The organism is Mycobacterium tilburgii, from assembly GCF_902168065.1.
Taxonomy (GTDB): domain Bacteria; phylum Actinomycetota; class Actinomycetes; order Mycobacteriales; family Mycobacteriaceae; genus Mycobacterium; species Mycobacterium tilburgii.
Genome location: NZ_LR655729.1, coordinates 1 through 21,425 on the forward strand (window position 1 = coordinate 1; position 21,425 = coordinate 21,425).

Here is a 21,425-nt window from a genome sequence, read left to right on the forward strand (position 1 = left end):
TCGCTGCACTGGTGGCTGGGCGATTCACTGCGGGGCGCGGTGGCCGGGGTCTTGGCGTTGACCGGGCTGTCGGGCTTGGTGACGGCCGCGTCGCTGGTCGTGCACTGGTCGACGATGCAAGACCTCTTCGGAATCACCGATTCCATCTTCGGGCAGTTCAGCCTTACCGTGCTAGCGGTGCTCTACGCGCCCAACGTCGTCGTCGGCACGTCGGCGGTCGCGGTCGGGTCCAGTGCCCATCTCGGGTTCGCGACGTTCAGTTCGTTCACCGTTTTCGGCGGTGACATCCCGGCGCTGCCCATCCTGGCGGCGGTACCGACGCCGCCGCTGGGCCCGGTGTGGGTGGCGCTGCTGATCGTCGGGGCGTCCTCGGGCGTGGCGGTCGGTCAGCAATGCTCCCGATATCCGCTTCCCCTGGCTCCGGCGCTGCTCAAGCTGTTCGTCGCCGCGGTCGCCGGTGCGTCGGTTATGTCGCTGCTGGCCCTGGGCGGCAGCGGACGTTTGGGCAACTTCGGCGACGTCGGCGTCGACCAGGGCGCGTTGTGGATGGGCACCTTCTTCTGGTTCGCAGTCGTCGGCTGGGTCACGGTCATGATGACCGGTGGACTTAGGCGCCGGCCCCGACGCCCGACACCGAAGCGGAACTCGGCTCGACGGGAAGGGCCGGCCGCGCCGCCGTCTCCCGTCGAGGAGCCCGTCCCCACGGAGCCCCTCAACGAGGAACCGGTGCCCGACGACGCCCCCGCTGTCCGGGAACCGGTGGCCGAAGGACCCGACGAGTCCGAGCGGCGCGCCCGCGACCACGACCCCGAGGGTTAGCCGAACTCCCGCCGGCGGGCGACGACACGACGTCGGCCGGTCGTATCGTCGGCCCGGCACTGGCATTAGTAGGCTCGCAATGTGGTCGAACCGCTGTGCGTGCCCCCCAGTGCGCTGGCGCGACTGGTGGTGCTGGCGTCGGGCACCGGATCGCTGCTGAGTTCCCTGCTGGCCGCAGCTGTCGACGACTTCCCGGCGCGCGTCGTCGCCGTCGGTGTGGATCGCGATTGCCAGGCCGCCGAGATCGCGGCGGCGGCGGCGGTGCCGACCTTCACCGCGCGGCTCGGCGACCATCCGAGCCGCGAGGCGTGGGACGCTGCCATCACCGAGGCCACCGCCGCGCACGCGCCCGATCTGATCGTCTCGGCGGGATTCATGAAAATCCTTGGCCCGCAATTCCTTTCACGATACTTCGGGCGGACGCTGAACACCCATCCGGCACTGTTGCCCGCGTTTGCGGGAGCGCATGCCGTTCCCAATGCGCTGGCCTACGGTGTCAAGGTCACCGGTTGTACGGTGCACCTGGTGGACGCCGGCATGGACACCGGGCCGATTCTGGCGCAGGAGCCCATTATGGTGCTCGACGGCGACAGCGAGGAGACTTTGCACGAACGCATCAAGGTTGTCGAGCGGCGGCTGTTGGTGGACGTGGTGGCCGCGATCGCGACGCGCGGCGTCACGGTGGTCGAAAGAACAGCCACGATCGGACGGAAGGCGACCCTGGGATGAGCACTCCTGTGAATACCGACGAGTCGAGGAGAGCGATTCGCCGTGCGCTGATCAGCGTGTACGATAAGACCGGTCTGGTCGAACTCGCCCAGGGGCTGAGCGCGGCCGGCGTCGAGATCGTCTCGACCGGCTCCACAGCGAAAACCATTGCCGACAAAGGAATTCCGGTGACGCCGGTAGAGCAGCTGACCGGTTTCCCGGAGGTGCTCGACGGCCGGGTCAAGACCCTGCACCCGCGGGTGCAGGCCGGTCTGCTGGCCGATCTGCGCAAGCCCGAACACGCCGCGGCGCTCGAGGAGCTGGGAATCGCGGCCTTCGAACTGGTCGTCGTCAACCTGTATCCGTTCACCCAGACTGTCGATTCCGGGGCGGGTCTGGACGACTGTGTCGAGCAGATCGACATCGGCGGACCGTCGATGGTGCGGGCCGCAGCGAAGAACCATCCCAGCGTGGCGGTGGTCGTCGACCCGCTCGGGTACGACGGTGTGCTGACCGCGACCCGCAACGGCGGATTCACCCTCGCCGAGCGCAAGAAGCTGGCGGCGCTGGCGTTCCAGCACACCGCGGAGTACGACATCGCCGTGGCGAGCTGGATGGAAATCACCCTGGCGCCCGAGCATCCGGAGACGATTTTTCCGCGCTGGCTCGGCCACAGTTGGCGGCGCTCGGCGACCCTGCGCTACGGCGAGAACCCGCACCAGCAGGCAGCGCTCTATATCGATCCGGGGGCATGGCCGGGACTGGCGCAGGCCGAGCAGCTGCACGGAAAAGAAATGTCCTACAACAACTTCACCGATGCGGATGCAGCTTGGCGCGCGGCCTTCGACCACGAAGAGACGTGCGTGGCCATCATCAAACACGCCAACCCGTGCGGCATCGCGATCTCGTCGGTGTCGGTCGCCGACGCGCACCGCAAGGCGCACGAGTGCGATCCGCTGAGCGCGTTCGGTGGTGTCATTGCGGCCAACACCGAAGTCAGCCTGGAAATGGCGGAGTACGTCAGCACCATCTTCACCGAGGTGATCGTGGCCCCGGCGTATGCGCCGGAGGCCCTCGACATGCTGACCCGCAAAAAGAACATCCGGGTGCTGGTGGCCTCCGAACCGCTGGCCGGCGGTTCCGAAGTGCGGTCGATCAGTGGGGGACTGTTGATGCAGCAGCGCGACCAGCTCGACGCGCACGGCGACAACCCGGCCAACTGGACGCTGGCGACCGGATCACCGGCCGACCCGGCCACCCTGAGCGATCTGGTCTTTGCGTGGCGTAGCTGCCGGGCGGTCAAGTCCAACGCGATCGTGATCGCCTCCGGCGGCGCCACGGTCGGCGTCGGCATGGGGCAGGTCAACCGGGTCGACACCGCCCGCCTGGCCGTCGAAAGAGGGAATGCACAAGGCGTTGACCGAGTCAGTGGGGCGGTGGCCGCGTCCGACGCGTTCTTCCCGTTCCCCGACGGGCTGGAGACGCTGACGAGCGCCGGCGTCAGGGCGATCGTGCATCCGGGCGGCTCGGTGCGCGATGACGAAGTGACTGCCGCTGCGGCCGCGGCCGGTGTCACCGTCTACCTCACCGGGGCGCGTCACTTCGCGCACTGAACCGCTCACCGCGTGACGCAGGTCAACGGCGCGTAACTTGGAGTGGTGACATCAGCGAGCAATCTGCCCCGAACCGTCGGCGAACTGCGTGCGAGCGGCCATCGCGAACGGGGCGTCAAGCAGGAAATCCGAGAAAATCTGCTGACCACGCTGGCCGAGGGTGACGATATCTGGCCGGGCATCCTGGGGTTTCGAGGACACGGTGTTGCCGCAGCTGGAGCGGGCGCTAATCGCGGGGCACGACGTCGTGCTGCTCGGCGAGCGCGGCCAGGCAAGACCCGGCCTGCTGCGCACGTTGGTCGGTTTGCTCGACGAGTGGACGCCGGTGATCGGCGGCGCGGAGCTGGGGGAGCACCCGTACACGTCGATCACGCCGGAGTCGATCCGGCGTGCCGCCACCCTGGGCGACGACCTCCCGGTGGAGTGGCGGCACCGCAGCGAGCGGTACACCGAGAAGTTGGCCACACCCGACACCAGCGTCGCTGACCTGGTCGGTGACATCGACCCGATCAAGGTGGCCGAGGGCCGCAGCCTCGGCGATCCGGAGACCATCGCCTACGGGCTGATTCCGCGCGCACCAGGGCATCGTCGCGGTCAATGAGCTGCCCGACCTGGCCGAGCGCATCCAGGTGTCCGTGCTCAACGTGATGGAGGAGCGCGACATCCAGGTCCGCGACTACACGCTGCGCCTGCCGCTGGACGTGCTGGTGGTCGCCAGCGCGAATCCCGAGGACTACACCAACCGGGGCCGCATCATCACCCCGCTCAAAGTCCGGTTCGGCGCCGAGATCCGCACCCACTACCCGCTGGAGCTCGACGCCGAGGTGGGCGTCATCGCCCAGGAGGCGCACCTGACTACGCAGGTGGCCGATTACCTGATGCAGGTCATCGCGCGGTTCGCCCGCTATCTGCGCGAGTCCAACTTCGTTGACCAACGCTCCGGGGTGTCCGCACGGTTCGCCATCGCCGCTGCCGAAACCGTCGCCGCCGCCGACCGTCATCGCGGCGCCGTGCTCAGCGAGAGCGACCGGTGGCCCGGGTGGTCGATCTGGGCACCGTGATCGACGTGCTGCGCGGCAAGCTGGAATTCGAATCCTGTGGGGAAGGCCGCGGAACAGGCGGTGCTCGAGCACCTGTTGCGCCGCGCCACTGCCGACACCGCGGCGCGGGCGCTCGGCGGCATCGACGTCGGCTCCCTGGTGGTCGCCGTGGAGGGGCGGCTCGGCGGTGGCGACGGGAGAACGGATCTCGGCCAAGGACGTCTTGGCCGCGGTTCCCGGGCTGCCCGTCGTGGAGGAGATCGCCGACCGGCTGCACGTCGAATCCGAGGGCGAACGCGCTGCGGCGCTGGAGCTGGCGCTCTAGGCGCTGTATTTGGCCAAACGCATAGACAAGGTGTCCGGGGAAGACCAAACGGTTTATGGCTAAGCCAGTTTCACGCGGGCACTCGTAGCGCTACTCGGCGTATACCGGTGGGCCGGACCCGCTGGCCCCGCCGGTGGACCTGCGCGAGGCCCTCGAGTAGATCGGGCAGGACGTCATGGCCGGCACCTCGCCGCGCCGCGCCCAGCCGGTCACCAGCGATGAACTGTACATGGGTTTGAACTCGTCGAATTCGGAGCCCGCGACGATGCGGGCGATGACGTCGCGCGGGTCGAAGGGGAACAGCGGCTCGACCACGGGCCGCGGCCGGGGCCCTGCTTGACCCAGTTGAGCCGGGCGACGATGCGCCGCCCGATGCGGATGGCGTCAAGCTCGTCGATGGCGAAATAGTCGGCCAGACCAGAGGTGCGGGCGTGCATCTCGGCACCGCCCAGCGATTCGTCGTCGGACTCCTCGCCGGTGGCCATCTTCACCAGCGGTGGGCCGGCCAGGAACATCTTCGAGCGTTCCTTGATCATCACCACGTGATCGGACATGGTTAGGCGCCGCCGGCCGTGGAGTTGCCGAAGACCAGCGCGATGGTCGGGATGCCCGCCGCCGAAAGCCGGGTCAGGTCGCGGAACATCCGGCCGTCCGGCACGAAATCTCTTTCTGGGTAGGAAAGTCGGTGCCGCCGGACTTGACCAGCGACACCACCGGCAGCCGGTTCTCCCGCGCGATCTGGTTGCCCCACAGGATCTTCTTCAGCGTCCACGGGTTGCTGGTGCCGCCCTTGACGGTCGGATCATTGGCGACGACAAGGCATTCCACACCCTCGATCGCGCCGATGCCGACCACGACGCTGGCCCCCAGGGTGAAGGAACTGCCATACGCGGCCAACGGGCTCTGCTCGAGGAACGGCGAATCGGGATCCAGCGGTAGTTCGATGCGTTCCCGTGCGGTGAGCTTGCCCCGTGCGTGGTGGCGCTCCACATATTTCGTCCCACCGCCCGCCAGGGCCCTTGGCGTGTTCGCCGTCGATCTCGGCGAACTTGGCCAGCATCGTTTCCGCCGCGTCGGCGTAGGCCTCGGCTTTCGGGTCGAGCGTGGACTGCTGCACGGTCATGGCCAGCTCCGGCGACGGCGGTCGGGCACGTCCCGGTGCGGTGCTGCGCTCACGCCTGGAATCCCAGCAGTTTGGCGGACAGCGCGGTGAGGATCTCGGTGGTGCCGCCGCCGATCCCGATGATTCTCATGTCGCGGTATTGACGTTCGATCTCACATTCGGCCATATAGCCCATGCCGCCTAACAATTGGACGCCCTGGTTGGCCGCCCACTCGCCGGCCTCGACGGCGGTGTTCTTGGCGAAGCACACCTCCGCGATCAGGTTGGTCTCGCCGGCGAGTTGGCGTTCCACGACGTTGCGGGCATAGACTCGGGCGACGTCGATGCGCCGGGCCATCTCCGCCAGGGTGTTCTGCACGGACTGCCGGGAAATCAGAGGCCGGCCGAACGTCTCACGGTCGCGGCACCACTGCGCGGTGATGTCTAGGCAGCGTTGCGCGCTCGAATACGCTTGTGCGGCAAGCCCGATCCACCGCGCCGGCGAGTTCGTCGTAGTCGGTGCGACCCCAGCCGAAGTGCGCGGCCGCCGCGCCGACGATCACCAAGGCGTTGGTGACCCGCTCGGTGACCACCACGTCGGCCCCGTCGCCAGGCAGTCGACGATGCCCCAGGCGCCCAGGTAGGCGTTGGTCGTCAGCGGAGTGCCCAGCCCCAGCTCGGCCGCGCGGGGCAGCAGGTCGTCGCCTTCCACGTGGACGATGCGGGCCGGGATGCCCAGCTGCTCGGCCAGGGCACGGATCGCGTCGGCCAGGCCGGCCGGGTTGCGCCGCCGGCGTTGGCGACGATGTGCACCCCGCGGTCGCGGGCCTCGCCCAGGCAGTCCTCGAGCTGGGTCAAAAACGTCTTCGTGTAGCCGCGCTCGGAATGCTTCATCTTGTCGCGGCCCAGGATGAGCTTGGTGAGCTCGGCCAGGTAGTCGCCGGTGAGGTAGTGCACCGAACCGCCGGTCAGCATCTCGCGCATCGCGGAGAGCCGGTCGCCGTAGAGCCCCGAGCAGTTCGCGATCCGGACGGCGCCAGGCGGACCACCAGAAGCAGAGGCCATTGGCATGCGTCCTCTATTCAGCGATTACCGCTCAACCAACCAACCACCCGGTTGGTTAGCGGTACCGCCGGAGTCACGTCAAGTATGCCCGCCCCGGCGCCGCTGGCTATAGCCGCGGTCCTGATGGCGGTCCCGGCCGGGTCGCCGCACCGCCCATTTGGCGGCCAACAGATCACCAGACTATACTAAAATATAATCGCGCCTCGGCCCTTAGGTTATGCCGTGCGATGCACGACCCGAAACCCACACGAGGAGTAAGGCCCGACCATGGCCACACCCAAGCGCAGGATGTCGCGCTCGAACACCCGCAGCCGCCGCTCGCAGTGGAAGGCCGAGAAGACCGAGCTCGTCGGCGTGACCGTAGCCGGTCAGAAGCACAAGGTGCCGCGCCGGCTGCTCAAGGCCGCGCGCCTAGGCCTGATCGATCTCGACCGTCGCTAGCTGGATTGTTCGCGCGCTTTCCCGGTCGTGTCGGCGCGCGTCGTCGCCGAGCGTAGATCTCGGGAAATACCCGGTGCACCTCTCAGACCGCTCTCAGGCCCCAAGACGAAACTAGTGGCCGTGCGCATTCTTGTCGTCGATGACGATCGCGCGGTCCGCGAGTCGCTGCGCAGATCGCTTTCCTTCAACGGCTACTCGGTCGAGCTGGCGAATGACGGTGTCGAGGCACTAGAACTGATCGCTAGCGATCGACCGGACGCGCTCGTCCTGGACGTGATGATGCCGCGGCTGGACGGTCTCGAGGTTTGCCGCCAACTGCGCAGCACCGGCGATGACCTGCCGATCCTGGTGCTGACTGCCCGCGATTCGGTGTCCGAGCGGGTCGCCGGCCTGGACGCCGGCGCCGACGACTATCTGCCCAAGCCGTTCGCGCTCGAAGAGCTGCTGGCCCGGATGCGAGCGCTACTGCGCCGCACCAAACCCGATGACGACGCCGAATCGGTGGCCATGCGGTTCTCCGACCTCACGCTGGACCCGCTGACCCGAGAAGTGACCCGGGGCCAGCGCCGGATCAGCCTGACCCGCACCGAGTTCGCGCTGCTGGAGATGCTGATCGCCAACCCGCGTCGGGTGCTCACCCGCAGCCGCATCCTCGAAGAGGTGTGGGGTTTCGACTTTCCCACCTCCGGCAATGCGCTCGAGGTGTACGTCGGGTACCTGCGGCGCAAAACGGAGGCCGACGGTGAACCGCGGCTGATCCACACGGTCCGCGGCGTCGGCTATGTCCTGCGGGAGACGCCGCCCTGATGATCGGGTCCCAACGACGCCGGCACGCGCCGCTGCGAGCCCCCAGTTCGTTGTCGCTGCGGTGGCGGGTGATGTTGCTGGCGATGTCGATGGTGGCCATGGTTGTGGTGTTGATGGCCTTCGCCGTCTACGCGGTGATCGCGGCCGCCCTGCACAGCGACATCGACAACCAGCTGGACAGCCGCGCGCAGCTGCTGATCGCCAGCGGTTCGCTGGCCGCCGACCCGGCCAAGGCGATCGAGGGTACGGCGTACTCGGACGTCAACGCGATGCTGGTGAACCCGGGGCACTCGATCTACACGGCACAGCAGCCCGGGCAGACTCTGCCTGTGGACTCGCCGGAGAAGGCGGTCATCCGGGGCGACCTGTTCATGTCCCGGCGCACCGCGGCCGACCAGCGCATCCTGGCCATCCACCTACCCAACGGCACTTCGCTGCTGATCTCCAAGAGCCTCAAGCCGACCGAGGCGGTGATGACGAAACTGCGCTGGGTGCTGTTGATCGTCGGCGGTGTCGGCGTCGCGGTGGCTGCGGTGGCGGGTGGGATGGTCACCCGGGCGGGACTACGGCCGGTCAAGCGATTGACCGAGGCCACCGAGCGGGTGGCCCGCACCGACGATCTGCGGCCCATCCCGGTGTTCGGTAGTGACGAATTGGCAAGGCTCACTGAGGCATTCAACTTGATGCTGCGCGCACTCGCCGAGTCGCGCGAACGGCAGGCGCGACTGGTCACCGACGCCGGACACGAGTTGCGCACCCCGCTCACGTCGTTGCGGACCAACGTCGAGCTGCTGATGGCGTCGATGGAACCGGGGGCCCCGCGACTTCCCGAACAGGAAATGATCGACCTGCGTGCCGACGTGCTCGCACAGATCGAGGAATTGTCCACTTTGGTAGGCGATTTGGTCGACCTGACCCGCGACGACGTCGGTCAGGTGGTACACGAGCCGGTCGACATGTCCGAGGTCATCTACCGGAGCTTGGAGCGAGTCAAGCGGCGCCGCAACGATATTCACTTCGACGTCGACGTGATTGGATGGCAGGTCTACGGCGACGCGGCCGGACTGTCGCGGGCGGCGCTGAACCTGATGGACAACGCGGCCAAGTGGAGTCCGCCCGGTGGTCGTGTCGGAGTGCGGATGCATCAGCTCGATCCGACGCATGCCGAGCTGATCGTCTCCGACCACGGGCCGGGAATCCCGCCGCACGAGCGGCGTCTGGTCTTCGAGCGGTTCTACCGGTCCACGACGGCGCGGGCGATGCCCGGTTCGGGCCTGGGCCTGGCGATCGTCAAGCAGGTGGTGCTCAACCACGGCGGGATGTTGCGGGTGGAGGACACGGTTTCGGGCGGCCACCCGCCGGGAACGTCGATCTACGTGCTGCTTCTGGGTCGGCCGTTGCCGGTGACGACGTATTCCCGGGGCGGGGGCGAAGCTTTTGGCGAAGCCCACCGCGACGCCGTGACCGACCCCGCCGTCCCCGCGGCGAACTCTCGGGATACGACGAACGTTATATCAGTGGACTCTCAGTCCGCGCGCGCAAGGTAGTTGCAGTTACTGTTGGAAATCGAGCCAGTTGAGCTCGATTGCACCCCATTTAAAGGAAGAGCGACTTAGCGACATGACGAATGACCCGAGGTATTCGCCACCGCCGCAGCAGCCGGGATACCGCAGCGCGCCGAACCAGCCCTTTGAGTCCGGGATAGCGCTCGCGTACGGTCAGGGGCCGCAGCAACCGTTCAATCAGCCCTTCGACTGGCGGTACCAGCAGGGCCAGCCGTCGCACACGATGCAGTACCGCCGGCCCTACGAGCCGTTCGGCGACACCGGGTCGGGTCCCATCTCCGGCGGCACCGGCTTGGGCCGGATCCCGGGCATGCTGCCGCCGATGGGCCCGCCGCGCGGCCCGCAGAAGCGATCCCGCGCCGGCCTCTTGGCCGTGGGCGCGGTCGCGATCGCGGTGGTGTCGGCCGGCATCGGCGGCGCCACGGCCATCGTCGTCGAGCTCAACACGCACTCCGCCACGGCCAGCGGCGCCAGCAAGTCCTCGGGCGCCACTCCCGGCGTTCCGGCGGCCAACATGGCGCGCGGCACCGTCGAACAGGTCGCCGCGAAGGTAGTGCCCAGCGTCGTGATGCTGGAGACTGATCTCGGCCGCGCATCGGAAGAGGGCTCCGGCATCATCCTGTCCTCGGACGGCTTGATCCTGACGAACAACCACGTCATCGCGGCCGCCGCCGGCCCGCAGCGGGGACCGGGCGGGCCTGGCGGGGTGCCGTTGCCGCCCGGCGGGCCGGGTAATCCCACCCCGAAGACAATTGTCACCTTCTCCGACGGCCGCACCGCACCGTTCACGGTGGTGGGCGCCGATCCCACTAGCGACATCGCCGTCGTCCGGGCGCAGGGCGTGTCCGGGCTGACCCCCATCGCGATGGGTTCGTCGTTGGACGTTCGGGTCGGTCAGCCGGTGATCGCGATCGGCTCGCCGCTGGGTCTGTCGGGCACCGTGACCACCGGCATCATCAGCGCGTTGAACCGTCCGGTGTCAACGACCGGCGAGTCCGGTAACCAGAACACGGTGCTGGATGCGATTCAGACCGACGCTGCGATCAACCCGGGTAACTCCGGCGGTGCGCTGGTCAACCTGAGCGGGCAGCTGGTCGGTGTCAACTCCGCGATCGCTACCCTGGGCTCCGATTCGCCCGACGCCCAAAGCGGTTCGATCGGACTGGGTTTCGCGATTCCCGTCGACCAGGCCAAGCGCATCGCCGACGAGCTGATCAGCACCGGCAAGGCCACCCACGCCTCGCTCGGTGTGCAGGTGACCAGCGACAAGAGCACACCTGGCGCCAAGGTCGTCGACGTCGTGCAGGGCGGGGCGGCCGCCAACGCGGGCCTGCCCAAGAATGTGGTGGTCACCAAGGTCGATGATCGCCCGATCAACAACGCCGACGCGCTGGTTGCCGCCGTGCGGTCCAAGGCACCCGGCGACAAGGTAACGCTGACCTTCTCCGACCCCGGCGGCGGTAGCCGAACCGTGCAGGTCACCCTCGGCAAGGCGGATTCGTGATGAGAGTAGATGAGCCGATTTCGGAGCTCGGATATACGGTGGCACCCATGGGAACGGGTGCGGAGTTGGTAGTCGGCCGGGCGTTGGTCGTCGTGGTCGACGATCGCACCGCGCACGGCGACGAGGACCACAGCGGGCCGTTGGTCACCGAGCTGCTGACCGAGGCCGGGTTCGTGGTCGACGGTGTGGTCGCCGTGGCGGCCGACGAGGTGGAGATCCGCAACGCGTTGAATACCGCGGTGATCGGCGGCGTGGACCTGGTCGTGTCCGTCGGCGGGACCGGCGTCACGCCGCGCGATGTCACCCCGGAGGCCACCCGCGAAATCCTGGACCGCGAAATCATGGGTATCGCTGAGGCGATTCGCGCCTCCGGGTTGTCCGCCGGGATCATCGACGCGGGGTTGTCGCGCGGTCTGGCCGGGGTGTCCGGCAGCACGCTCGTGGTCAACCTCGCCGGTTCGCGGTACGCGGTGCGCGACGGGATGGCCACGCTGAATCCGCTCGCAGCCCAAATCATCGGGCAGTTGTCGAGCCTCGAGATTTAAAGTCCGGGCCCCCCAGGGTCGCGCTATGGCGACCTCTGCTGGGACTCCGCGTCGGCGCGTGGCACGTGCTGGGGCGGCGGTGTCGTGCCCGTCCCGCCGTGTTTGCCCGACGTGGCGGCGCCGTAGGTCTGCGCGAGCAGATCACGGATCTCGGTGAGCAAGACGATCTGAGCGTCGTCGGCCTGTTCGACTTCGCCGCGCTTGCGAAAGGTGTTGTATAGCAACACAACGAGGAAGTACACCACCGCGGCGACCAACACGAAGTTGTATGGCGGCCACAGCGTCGAGGTCGATGGTCTGGCCGCCGCCGATGCTGATCCGCAGGACGCCGACGTCGGATTTCTCGTTGACGCCGATGCGATTGATCAAGGGCTGGATGATGCTGTCGGTGAACTTTGTGACCAACGCGGTGAACGCTGTACCAATGACCACCGCGACCTACAGGTCGACGATATTGCCCCGCGCGAGAAACTCCTTGAACCCCCTTGAGCATTCCGACGTCCTTTCTGGGCTGGACACAGTCTGCTGCCAGGTGTGGCGCCGGAGCCAGGCACTTCAGTGCAGGGTGAGGGTCACCGACTGCCCCAAGACCGAGCCTGCCACCGTGTTCGCTACGCGAGCCGGCAGCGCAACCAACACTACGCGGTCACCGTCACCGGCCTGGACTTTCTGCCGCGGCGACACGAGTAACACGACGGCGTCGGTCGCCACTACCCTGCTGACCGTCGGGGCGTTGGGCGGCGCGGCCAGCACTTCGATGACGTTGCTCGCGCGGATGAGGTCGATCAGTGCGCAGTCGGCCAGGTGCAGCGGCACGATCCGGGCGCCCGGCCCGGCCGTCAACTTGGCCAGCCGACTGCCCAGCAGCCGGACGTCGGTGAGCACCTCGCCGCGGCGCGTCGGACTGGTCAGCGTGGACCCCAGCACCGCACCCAGGTCGGGCTGCGAACCGTCGGAAAGCGTTGTCGCCAAACGTCTACCCGTACGTCGTCGGTCGTTAACGCCGTTCCGGGGGCGGATCGTGGGTGGCCACCACCGCGTCGGCCCGGTCACCCTCCGGGTCCGGCCGCAGCGCCGCCGACAACCGGCGTAACAGCGTTGGGTTCAGCGACGGCTTGCCCACGCCATCACGGTAAGCGCCGCGCGGCCGCGAGGCTGCCAGTCAGGACTTCGTTCTGTGGGTAACTACTAGCTCGCCGCGGCCGCAGTGGACGACGACTTCTCGCTGGAGCCGGCTTTCTCGCTGGAGCCGGCTTTCTCGCTGGAGGTCGACTTGTCGCTGGAGCTGGAACTCTCGCTCGATCCCGAGCCGTTGGCCGACGAGCCGTTGCTCGAGGCTGACTTCTTGCCCGACTCGCGGCTGTCGGTGCGGTAGAAACCACTGCCCTTGAACACCACGCCCACGGAGTTGAAGAGCTTGCGCAGTCGGCCCGCACACTTCTGGCAGGTGGTCAACGTGTCATCGGTGAAGGCTTGCACCGCTTCAAAGCGGTCGCCGCACGCGGTGCACGCATAGCTGTAGGTCGGCACTGGAAACCTCCGTCAGATAAGTCTCGTTAGCACTCTACAGTGCTTGAGTGCTAAAACGGTGATGAAGTCCGTCTCATTCCCCAGCGCGTAGCGCGATTACTCCCCGGGTAGGCGTGATCACATGGGTCATCGGAACGTCGTGCGGGTCGGCCGGAAGTTCAGCGACGAACTCCGCGTCACGCACCATCGCGATCAGGCGGGCCTGCGGGTTCCTGGCGTCCAGCGAGCGGTCGTAAAACCCGCGGCCGCGGCCCAGCCGGGCGCCCCGGCGGTCGACGGCCAGCGCCGGGACGACCACCAGTTCGGCTTCCGCCAGTGCGGACTCCGGCAGCCACGGCTCGGGCGGCTCCTGCAGCCCCCACCGACCGGAGACCAGCTCGCGCGGGCGGTACAAGCCCCAGCGCAGCCGCATCGGCGTGCCGTCGCCGATGGTACGGGCAACCGGCAACAGCACCCGCCGCGCACGCGCCAGCAACATGTCCAGCATCGGCACCGAGCCTGGCTCGGTGCCGACCGGCACGTAGGCGCAGACGGTGCTGCCGCTGCTCACCGCAAGCCGCAAGTGCTCTTTGAGCTTTTGCGCCTCAGCGGCGCGAATCTCCACGGCAACGCGACTGCGGGCCGCCAGTACTTGCTCGCGCAGGGCGGCTTTGGTCGGGCCTGTCATGTGTTAACGATGACAGCACGGGAATTCGGCCAGTTAACCAGTGGCGGCAAACCCTATGAGCGCTAAGGTGTGAACGATGTCACGGCCAGATGAAGTCCCGATCCCGTACACGGCGATCGTCCCGGCAGCCGGTCTGGGCACCCGCTTCCTACCGGCCACCAAGACGGTGCCCAAAGAGCTGCTGCCCGTCGTCGACACGCCGGGGATCGAGCTGGTCGCCGAGGAAGCCGCGGCCGCCGGCGCCGAGCGGTTGGTGATCATCACCTCCGAGGGCAAGGACGGCGTCGTCGCGCACTTCGTCGAGGACCTGGTGCTGGAGGGCACTCTCGAGGCACGCGGCAAGAAGGCCATGCTCGACAAGGTGCGGCGCGCACCGCAGCTGATCAAGGTGGAGTCCGTGGTGCAGGCCGAACCGCTCGGGCTAGGCCACGCGATCAGCTGCGTGGAGCCCACCCTGGCCGCCGACGAGGAAGCCGTCATGGTGCTGCTGCCCGACGACCTGGTGTTGCCGACGGGTGTGCTCGAGACGATGGCCAAGGTGCGCGCCCAGTACGGCAGCACGGTGCTGTGCGCCATCGAGGTGACACCCGAGGAGATCAGCGCCTACGGAGTGTTCGACGTCGAACCGGTTGCCGGGGCCGACAATCCGGACGTCCTCAAGGTCAACGGCATGGTCGAAAAGCCCAAGGCCGAAGACGTCCCGTCGATGTATGCGGCAGCGGGCCGCTATGTCCTGGACAGGGCCGTCTTCGACGCGCTGCATCGCATCGATCGCGGCGCCGGAAACGAGGTGCAGCTCACCGACGCGATCGCGCTGTTGATCAAGGAGGGCCACCCGGTTCACGTCGTCGTGCACCGCGGATCTCGACACGACCTGGGAAATCCCGGCGGCTACCTCAAGGCTGCGGTTGACTTTGCATTGGATCGTGACGACTACGGCCCGGAATTGCGGCGGTGGTTGGTGGCGCGATTGGGCCTGAACGAGCAGTAGCTGGCCGCATGCCGGTGCCGACGCACGATCGGCGGTCGGGCTCAGGACCGATACGGCGTCCGTCAGGACCGACGGCAGAGAGGCGCGTCCAGTGCGTTCGGTGGAAGAACAGCAAGCCCGGATTACGGCGGCTGCGGTAGCGCCGCGCCCAATACGTGTGGCCATCGCGGAGGCGCAGGGGCTGATGTGCGCCGAAGAAGTGGTGACCGAGCAGCCGCTGCCCGGCTTCGACCAGGCGGCGATCGACGGCTATGCGGTGCGCAGCGTCGACGTGCTGGGAGTCGGCGAGGTGGGCGGCGACCTGCCGCCCGAGGAAACCAACGAGCCGATGGCCGACGCCGACAACATCGGCGGGCTGGTGCTGCCGGTGATGGGGACGATCGAGGCCGGCGCCCGCACGCCCAGCAGGCTGCAACCGCGGCAGGCCGTGCGGGTGCAGACCCGGGCGCCGCTGCCCACGCTGGCCGACGCCGTGCTGCCGCTGCGCTGGACCGACGGCGGCACGTCGAAGGTGCGGATTCTGCGCGGGGCGCCGTCGGGCGCCTACGTGAGGCGGGCCGGTGACGACGTCCAGCCCGGCGACGTCGCGGTCCGCGCCGGAACGATTATCGGGGCGGCGCAGGTGGGTCTGCTCGCCGCGGTCGGCCGGGAGCGTGTGCTGGTCCATCCGCGGCCCCGGGTGTCGGTGATGGCGGTGGGTGGCGAGCTGGTCGACATCTCGCGGACCCCGAGCCACGGGCAGGTCTACGACGTAAACTCGTACGCGCTGGCGGCCGCGGCCCGGGACGCCGGCGCGGATGTCAACCGCATCGGCATCGTGTCCAACAACCCGAAGGAGCTCGGCGAGATCGTCCAGGGTCAGATCAATCGCGCCGAGATCGTGGTGATCGCCGGGGGAGTCGGCGGCGCGGCCGCCGAGGCCGTGCAGGCGGTGCTCTCCGAGATGGGCGACATGCATGTGGTCCGGGTCGCGATGCACCCCGGGTCGGTGCAGGGCTTCGGGCAGCTGGGCCGCGAGGGTGTGCCGGTGTTTCTGCTGCCGGCCAACCCGGTCAGCGCGCTGGTGGTTTTCGAGGTGATGGTGCGGCCGCTGATCCGGCTGTCGCTGGGCAAGCGCCAGCCGATGCGTCGCATCGTGCAGGCCCGAACGCTGTCGCCGATCACGTCGGTCGCCGGGCGTAAGGGCTATCTGCGCGGCCAGCTGATGCGCGATCAGGACAGCGGCGAATACTTGGTGCAGGCGCTGGGCGGAGGGCCGGGCACATCGTCGCACTTGCTCGCAACGCTGGCTGAGGCAAACTGTCTAGTTGTGGTGCCCAGTGGGGCTGAACAGATCCGGACCGGAGAGATCGTCGACGTGGCGTTTCTGGCCCAGCGCGGTTGACCCTGACGACTGCGCACACCTGTGAATCTTTTGCGCTCCAATTCCCGTCATCCCGGTTGGCCCCTGTCCGTCGGGCCGCTGCGGGTCGCGGCCGGCGTGATCCGGTTGCGTGCGGTCCGGATGCGCGACGGCGCCCAGTGGAGTCGCCACCGACTGGCCGACCGGCCGCATCTGGAGCCGTGGGAGCCGACGGCCGAGGGCGAGTGGACGACCCGGCACACCGTCGCGGCGTGGCCGGCACTATGTTCCGGGCTGCGTGCCGAGGCTCGTAGTGGCCGCATGCTGCCCTATGTGATCGAGCTTGACGGGCAGTTTTGCGGGCAGCTGACCATCGGCAACGTCACGCATGGCGCACTGCGCTCGGCGTGGATCGGTTATTGGGTGGCCAGCTCGGCGACCGGTGGCGGTGTGGCGACCGGCGCGCTGGCTCTGGGTCTGGACCACTGCTTCGGGCCGGTCATGCTGCACCGCGTGGAGGCCACCGTGCGTCCGGAGAACGTGGCGAGCCGCGCCGTGCTGGCGAAGGTCGGGTTTCGCGAAGAGGGCCTGCTGCGCCGCTACCTCGAGGTCGATTGCGCCTGGCGTGATCATCTGCTGATGGCCATCACCACCGAGGAGGTGTGCGGATCGGTGACGTCGATGCTGGTCCGCGCCGGGCACGCAAGCTGGGCTTAGTTTTTGGCGCGTGCGCTTGCTCGCTTGCCTGCGCTCCCGGCCCGCCGCCGTTGGGAAATCGCGATAAATATGTTGCCAACGTGACATATGTGGCGTGTAATACTTGATTGACGCAAATTACAGGTGTGTAATTGTGCTGGTCACAGGTCCCGACCGCGTGGGTCACCTCGTGGGGGATTCCGGCCAGAAGGAGCAGGTCATCATGCCAACCATCCCGCAGTCGCTGTTGTGGATCTCCCTCGTGGTGCTCTGGCTGTTCGTGCTGGTCCCGATGCTGATCAGCAAACGCGACGCCGTGCGACGCACCAGCGACGTGGCGCTGGCGACGCGGGTGCTCAACGGCGGAGCCGGCTCCCGGCTGCTGCGGCGCACCGGCCCGGCCACGGGGCACCCCAGCGACCCGCACTGGAAGCCGGGGGAAGACGTGGCCGATGACGGGCTCGACCAGGCCAACGAAGAGGCCGACCACCGGGCCGGCAAGACCGAGACCGACGACGATCACGACGCCGAGGACGAGGAGCTGCGACCCGCCAGACCCGTGGTGGTGAAGGCGGCGGTCGCCGAGCCGGCCGAGTCCGAGTACCTCAATGTCGACGTCGTCGAAGACTCCGGTGCCCTGCACGCCGGCTACAGCGTCGAGGCCACCGAGCCCCAACTTGCGACGGTCGACGAGGACGACCACAACGAGGCTCGCGACGACGAGGGCGAAGATGAAGCCGAGACCGCCGAGGATCACCTCGACGACGAGTACGAGTACGTCGAGGACTCGTCCGGGCTAGAGTCCGAGGCAGAGGACGAAGCTCCCCGCGAGCGGATCGCGCCGGTCAGCGCCCAGCGCCGGCGTCGCTTCGACGCCAGGACCGCGGCCGCTGTCACCGCGCGCAAGTACGCCTTCCGCAAGAAGGCGCTAATGGTGATGGCGGTCATCCTGATCGGTTCCGCGACGGCCGCGTTCGAAATCACCCCGACCGCGTGGTGGGTCTGCGGGTTCGCGACCGCGATCACCGTGCTCTACCTAGGTTATCTGCGCCGCCAGACCCGCATCGAGGAGAAGGTCCGTCGCCGCCGCGCGCAGCGGATGGCCCGCGCGCGCCTCGGCGTCGAGAATGCCCGCGACCGCGGCTACGACGTCGTCCCGTCGCGGCTGCGTCGCCCCGGCGCGGTGGTGCTGGAGATCGACGACGAGGACCCGATCTTCGAGCATCTCGACTACGCGATGCCGCAGCAGAACTTCGGCTGGCCCCGGGACCTGCCGCGCGCCGTCGGTCAGTAGAGCCTGGTGGTGCTGGCGCCTCCGAAGAACTGGTAGCCTGCTAGCGGTCAGGGGCTATGGCGCAGTTGGTAGCGCGACTCGTTCGCATCGAGTAGGTCAGGGGTTCGATTCCCCTTAGCTCCACAACATTTGAGCAGCTCAGGGGTTGCTCGCCTGGGTTGTTTCACCTCAGGACGAATGATCGCCGAAGCGGCCGTTAGCCGTCTGCAGGTGAGAGACCGGACAGCAGGATCGTGATGAGTGCTTCCGCGTGGGCTGCTTGTCCATCGTGCCGAGTGTGGCTCGCGGCCCGTGAGGAGACGCACTTCGGGGGCGTTGACGTACGGTATCGACGCGCCACCGACGAGCAGATAGTAGTAGACTTCGCTGCCGATGGGCGTGGCCACGCGGGCGTCACGCAACGTACGCCACGCCAGACTGATGGCCTCGAAAAGAGGCTTGACGTGGGTCCGGGTCATCCAGACGAGTCGGTCGGTCTCGGCGTTCGACAACGTAGCCGCGAACGCGTAAATCACTTCTTTGTCGAGTAACGCGAACAGGTGGTTGACGGCGGCAGTCCACAGCGCCGTCTTGGATTCGAAGTGGTAGTTGATCTGTGGTTGGTGCGCGTCGATGCGCGCCGCAATTGCTCGGGTAGAGGCTCCGTCGAATCCCTTAGCGCCGAACTTGATTAGTGCGGCGTTGAGAAGTGTTTCGCGGATCGGTCCGCTCTCGACGTCCGGGAGGTTATTTGCGTTGCGTGCATTGGGTTTCATCACAGGACACGTTACTGAAGCGCGTTGGTCAGTCAGGCCGGATCATGAGCGTCCCACGGTACGGTTTTCGACACCCAATCGTCGCCACATTCGCCGTCGGATTGCTGATCGCGGGTGTTCGGCTCGATTTGGGCGCTGCAGGGCCTCGGCGTTCTCCAGGGCAGCCCGATGAGCAACACCGAGACCTGGTCCATCATCGGACCGATCACGGCCGTCATCGGCGTGGCGATTGCGGTGTTCGGTTGGCGGAAATTCTTGTCGCGATAGGGCGCAATTAGCGCTTAGGTCACGGTGAATTCGACCGTGTGCCAGCCGGTGGCGCCGTCGGGGAGGCTGCCGGCCTCCTCCTTGGTTTGCACCGCACCGGTGTTGTCAATGGCGCGCACCGTGATGCTCTGTGTACCCGGGCTTTTCGCCTGCCACGGAAAGCTCCACAACCGCCACGTCTGGTTTGAATAGCTCGCGCCGAGTTCGGCGGGCTGCCAGTCGGCGTCGCCGATGCGAACCTGCACCGCGCGGACACCGCGGTTCTGGGCCCACGCCACGCCGCCGAACACCACGGGACCCCGGGCCACCTGCTGGCCGACCTTGGGCACATCGATGCGCGACTGCGTCTTGATGGGTGCGCGCGCCGCCCAGCCGAGCCGGGTCCAGTTCCCGTCGAAATCAGATCGCCGCCAACGGGATTCGAGACACACGTCAACGCCGCCACCGTTTCGACGACCTCGAAACCGTTGAGATCGGCGAAGCTGTAGGTGGCTTCGCGGTCGACTATACCGTGGATGCGCAACCGCCAGTCGCCGTGGCTGAGTTGAGGGAACGCTCAGCGCGGTAGAAACCGGCAATGGTTGTGATAAAGCTCATCAGCGCAATACCTTTCGGCTGCACATGGGCGGGTATCGGGGCGCCGGAATGCGCGGCCGGGGGAGCGCGAAGGTGTTCGCCTACTTCATCACCGTGTTCATCGCCGCGCCGCTGGCCTTCGTCACCGGCTTACTGCAGGCGCCGGCGATCGCCGCCCGATTCGGTTTGGGGCGAGGCGTTTTCAACCGTCAGGTCGCGCGTACGGTGCACTTCGCAGTCCTGGTGTGGATGGTGTTTTCATTTTTGTCCACACCGTCATGGTGTTCACCGCCGGCCTGGTCGGCAACCTGAACCACATCGTGTTGGGCACCGACACCAAGTCGTACTGGCGCGCCGCTGCGGCTACGCAACGAGCGCGAGATCGACTTCAAGCAGGTCAAGTGGATCGAAGCGATCGAGCTGGTGGAAAGCTTCGATCACCTCGGCTTCGGGCATGGCAGGGCTACAACGAAGACCACGAGTTCTACGGTTACCGGATGCCGATCTGATACCCGGCGTGCGGCGCGTCGGCGCTGCGGGCGGGTAGGCGTGGATCCATCCATCAGCAGGCGAAACACATCCCGGACGGCGGTGCCCAACACGGCCAGGATGGCCGCCTTGATCAGCAGGCCGATGATCGGGTCGGCGAGCGGGAAGCCCAGCGCCACACCGCCCGCGTCGATCAGCACCGCCAGTGAGGTGAAGCCGTCGGTGCGGGCGTGCAGGCCGTCGGCGACGAGTGTGGCCGAACCGATGCGACGCTCGACCCGGATGCGGTAGAGCGCCACCCATTCGTTTCCGACGAAGCCCGATCATGCCGGCCAGGGCAACCCAGCCCACGTGGTCGATAGGGCGCGGCGTGATGAGCCGCTGCACGGCCTCATACCCGGCGATGACGGCCGACAGCGCGATCATGGCCACCACGAACAGTACGGCGAGGTCCTCCACCCGGCCGAAGCCGTAGGTGTAGCGACGCGTTGCGGCCTTGGTGCTCAACGCAAATACGATCCACGGCGGCACGGCGGTGAGCGCGTCGGAAAAGTTGTGAATGGTGTCGGCGGCCAGCGCGATCGACCCGGAGAGCGCCACGATGACGATCTGCGCGATCGCGGTGATCGCCATGACCAGCAGGCTGAGCTTGACGGTGCGGATACCGTCGGCGCTGGATTCCAGCTCGCTGTCGACGCTGTCCACCGCGTAGTGCGAATGCGACGCGAACACCTCCTTAGATCGCCCGCGCAATCCTTTCGGATGGTCGTGCGCGTGCGGGTGGTGGTGATGGGGCGTAGTGGACCATGTACCCGCCGCCGCGAGTCCCAGCATCGAGCTGACCAGGATGATCGAGCCGCCGCGCCTGTCGGAAATCTGCGGCACCGCCACTTTCGTGGTGTGCCAGACCCCGTGAGATTGATGTCGATCATCGTCTGCCAGGCGTCTTCCTCGAGCATGGCGGAGGACGCGGGACTGCCACTAATCCCTGCGTTGGCGATCACTACGTCGGGCCGGCCCAACTCGTCGATTCCCCGCTGCAGCGCGTCGCGCAGCCCGGCCAGGTCGCGGACGTCGGCCTTGGCGGTCACGATGCGCTGGTCCAGCTTCTCGACCAGCGCCGCGATCTCGTCGAGGTCGTCGTCCTTCGCTCCCGGATAGAGGACACCCTCGACGTCGGCACACAGATCGACGGCGATGATGTCGGCGCCCTCTTCGGCGAGGCGAACCGCGTGTTCGCGACCTTGACCGCGCGGCGCCGGTGATGAACACGACCTTGCCGGC

17 protein-coding genes, 1 tRNA gene and 12 pseudogenes are annotated in these 21,425 nt (G+C 67.4%); 17 read left to right on the forward strand and 13 right to left on the reverse strand.

Annotated elements, in window-relative coordinates; genetic code table 11:
* The 5 genes and pseudogenes from FQ389_RS14145 to FQ389_RS20400 all read left to right on the forward strand — a co-directional run.
* Positions 1-819: cell division protein PerM (locus FQ389_RS14145; RefSeq protein ID WP_260860777.1), on the forward strand; the 819-nt coding region annotated here is incomplete at its 5' end.
* 81 nt (positions 820-900) lie between these two features.
* Complete coding sequence (gene purN / locus FQ389_RS14150; protein ID WP_144208737.1) at positions 901-1,548, forward strand: phosphoribosylglycinamide formyltransferase; 648 nt, start codon at positions 901-903, stop codon at positions 1,546-1,548.
* A gap of 8 nt (positions 1,549-1,556) precedes the next feature.
* On the forward strand, positions 1,557-3,140 hold the full coding sequence (gene purH / locus FQ389_RS14155; RefSeq protein WP_144208779.1) for a bifunctional phosphoribosylaminoimidazolecarboxamide formyltransferase/IMP cyclohydrolase: 1,584 nt from the start codon (positions 1,557-1,559) through the stop codon (positions 3,138-3,140).
* Between the two features lie 42 nt (positions 3,141-3,182).
* Positions 3,183-4,568: pseudogene (locus tag FQ389_RS14160) on the forward strand (magnesium chelatase).
* A pseudogene (locus FQ389_RS20400) lies at positions 4,561-4,662 on the forward strand (hypothetical protein); the annotation flags it as partial. The pseudogenes FQ389_RS14160 and FQ389_RS20400, both read left to right, overlap by 8 nt.
* 86 nt (positions 4,663-4,748) lie before the next feature.
* Here the strand turns inward: FQ389_RS20400 and FQ389_RS22665 are convergent.
* The 5 genes and pseudogenes from FQ389_RS22665 to FQ389_RS14175 form a co-directional block, all read right to left on the reverse strand.
* Positions 4,749-5,059, reverse strand: a pseudogene (locus FQ389_RS22665) (carboxyl transferase domain-containing protein); the annotation flags it as partial.
* Positions 5,060-5,061: 2 nt separating this feature from the next.
* Positions 5,062-5,163 carry a carboxyl transferase domain-containing protein gene (locus tag FQ389_RS22670; RefSeq protein WP_407662897.1) on the reverse strand — a complete coding sequence of 34 codons (102 nt, stop codon included), beginning with the start codon at positions 5,161-5,163 and terminating at the stop codon, positions 5,062-5,064.
* Positions 5,133-5,495, reverse strand: a complete 363-nt coding sequence (locus tag FQ389_RS22675) for a carboxyl transferase domain-containing protein (protein ID WP_260860779.1) — start codon at positions 5,493-5,495, stop codon at positions 5,133-5,135. Before FQ389_RS22675 ends, FQ389_RS22670 begins: the two co-directional genes overlap by 31 nt.
* 182 nt (positions 5,496-5,677) lie before the next feature.
* Positions 5,678-6,097: pseudogene (locus tag FQ389_RS14170) on the reverse strand (acyl-CoA dehydrogenase family protein); the annotation flags it as partial.
* A gap of 1 nt (position 6,098) precedes the next feature.
* Positions 6,099-6,672 (reverse strand): annotated as a pseudogene (locus FQ389_RS14175) (acyclic terpene utilization AtuA family protein); the annotation flags it as partial.
* Between the two features lie 267 nt (positions 6,673-6,939).
* On the opposite strand from FQ389_RS14175, the gene rpmF reads away from it, so the two are divergent.
* From rpmF to FQ389_RS14205, 5 genes are all read left to right on the forward strand, one after another.
* Positions 6,940-7,113 carry a 50S ribosomal protein L32 gene (gene rpmF / locus FQ389_RS14180; RefSeq protein WP_036471323.1) on the forward strand — a complete coding sequence of 58 codons (174 nt, stop codon included), beginning with the start codon at positions 6,940-6,942 and terminating at the stop codon, positions 7,111-7,113.
* Between the two features lie 120 nt (positions 7,114-7,233).
* Entirely contained in the window at positions 7,234-7,920 is a 687-nt protein-coding gene (gene mprA / locus FQ389_RS14185) for a two-component system response regulator MprA (protein ID WP_144208740.1), read from the forward strand.
* The gene (locus FQ389_RS14190) at positions 7,920-9,467 is read left to right on the forward strand and encodes a sensor histidine kinase (protein ID WP_144208743.1); all 1,548 of its coding nucleotides are present in this window, start codon (positions 7,920-7,922) and stop codon (positions 9,465-9,467) included. The genes mprA and FQ389_RS14190 overlap by 1 nt, the downstream gene beginning before the upstream one ends.
* Positions 9,468-9,540: 73 nt before the next feature.
* On the forward strand, positions 9,541-10,989 hold the full coding sequence (locus tag FQ389_RS14200) for a S1C family serine protease (RefSeq protein WP_144208746.1): 1,449 nt from the start codon (positions 9,541-9,543) through the stop codon (positions 10,987-10,989).
* The gene (locus tag FQ389_RS14205) at positions 10,989-11,534 is read left to right on the forward strand and encodes a MogA/MoaB family molybdenum cofactor biosynthesis protein (protein ID WP_144208749.1); all 546 of its coding nucleotides are present in this window, start codon (positions 10,989-10,991) and stop codon (positions 11,532-11,534) included. The genes FQ389_RS14200 and FQ389_RS14205 overlap by 1 nt, the downstream gene beginning before the upstream one ends.
* Positions 11,535-11,557: 23 nt before the next feature.
* On the opposite strand, the pseudogene mscL reads toward FQ389_RS14205, so the two are convergent.
* From mscL to FQ389_RS14225, 4 genes and pseudogenes are all read right to left on the reverse strand, one after another.
* A pseudogene (gene mscL, locus FQ389_RS14210) lies at positions 11,558-11,966 on the reverse strand (large-conductance mechanosensitive channel protein MscL).
* A gap of 123 nt (positions 11,967-12,089) precedes the next feature.
* Positions 12,090-12,657: pseudogene (locus FQ389_RS14215) on the reverse strand (SAF domain-containing protein).
* Positions 12,658-12,722: 65 nt separating this feature from the next.
* Positions 12,723-13,064, reverse strand: coding sequence for an FmdB family zinc ribbon protein (locus tag FQ389_RS14220; RefSeq protein ID WP_144208752.1), 342 nt, complete (start codon positions 13,062-13,064; stop codon positions 12,723-12,725).
* Positions 13,065-13,137: 73 nt separating this feature from the next.
* Positions 13,138-13,731, reverse strand: coding sequence for a 5-formyltetrahydrofolate cyclo-ligase (locus FQ389_RS14225; RefSeq protein ID WP_144208755.1), 594 nt, complete (start codon positions 13,729-13,731; stop codon positions 13,138-13,140).
* A 76-nt stretch (positions 13,732-13,807) separates the two neighbouring features.
* Here FQ389_RS14225 and FQ389_RS14230 point away from each other — a divergent pair, with 76 nt between their 5' ends.
* From FQ389_RS14230 to FQ389_RS14250, 5 genes are all read left to right on the forward strand, one after another.
* Entirely contained in the window at positions 13,808-14,722 is a 915-nt protein-coding gene (locus tag FQ389_RS14230; RefSeq protein WP_144208760.1) for a UTP--glucose-1-phosphate uridylyltransferase, read from the forward strand.
* A 91-nt stretch (positions 14,723-14,813) separates the two neighbouring features.
* Positions 14,814-16,106 carry a molybdotransferase-like divisome protein Glp gene (glp, locus tag FQ389_RS14235; protein WP_144208763.1) on the forward strand — a complete coding sequence of 431 codons (1,293 nt, stop codon included), beginning with the start codon at positions 14,814-14,816 and terminating at the stop codon, positions 16,104-16,106.
* A gap of 21 nt (positions 16,107-16,127) precedes the next feature.
* Positions 16,128-16,781 (forward strand): GNAT family N-acetyltransferase, encoded by a 654-nt coding sequence (locus tag FQ389_RS14240; RefSeq protein ID WP_186296440.1) that lies wholly within the window; start codon positions 16,128-16,130, stop codon positions 16,779-16,781.
* Positions 16,782-16,983: 202 nt separating this feature from the next.
* Positions 16,984-18,054, forward strand: a complete 1,071-nt coding sequence (sepX, locus tag FQ389_RS14245) for a divisome protein SepX/GlpR (protein WP_144208785.1) — start codon at positions 16,984-16,986, stop codon at positions 18,052-18,054.
* A gap of 50 nt (positions 18,055-18,104) precedes the next feature.
* Positions 18,105-18,177: transfer RNA gene (locus tag FQ389_RS14250), tRNA-Ala, on the forward strand.
* Positions 18,178-18,620: 443 nt separating this feature from the next.
* On the opposite strand, the pseudogene FQ389_RS22680 reads toward FQ389_RS14250, so the two are convergent.
* Positions 18,621-18,809: pseudogene (locus tag FQ389_RS22680) on the reverse strand (TetR/AcrR family transcriptional regulator); the annotation flags it as partial.
* A 44-nt stretch (positions 18,810-18,853) separates the two neighbouring features.
* Between FQ389_RS22680 and FQ389_RS14260 the strand changes: the two are divergent.
* Positions 18,854-19,076, forward strand: a pseudogene (locus tag FQ389_RS14260) (hypothetical protein).
* A 14-nt stretch (positions 19,077-19,090) separates the two neighbouring features.
* Here FQ389_RS14260 and FQ389_RS14265 read toward each other — a convergent pair.
* A pseudogene (locus FQ389_RS14265) lies at positions 19,091-19,747 on the reverse strand (molybdopterin-dependent oxidoreductase); the annotation flags it as partial.
* Here FQ389_RS14265 and FQ389_RS20415 point away from each other — a divergent pair.
* Positions 19,722-19,964, forward strand: a complete 243-nt coding sequence (locus tag FQ389_RS20415; RefSeq protein ID WP_407662898.1) for a hypothetical protein — start codon at positions 19,722-19,724, stop codon at positions 19,962-19,964. The pseudogene FQ389_RS14265 and the gene FQ389_RS20415 overlap by 26 nt on opposite strands.
* A 233-nt stretch (positions 19,965-20,197) precedes the next feature.
* Here FQ389_RS20415 and FQ389_RS14275 read toward each other — a convergent pair.
* Both FQ389_RS14275 and FQ389_RS20420 read right to left on the reverse strand, forming a co-directional pair.
* A pseudogene (locus tag FQ389_RS14275) lies at positions 20,198-20,975 on the reverse strand (cation diffusion facilitator family transporter); the annotation flags it as partial.
* A gap of 134 nt (positions 20,976-21,109) precedes the next feature.
* Positions 21,110-21,343 (reverse strand): annotated as a pseudogene (locus FQ389_RS20420) (SDR family NAD(P)-dependent oxidoreductase); the annotation flags it as partial.
* Between the last annotated feature and the right edge of the window lie 82 nt (positions 21,344-21,425).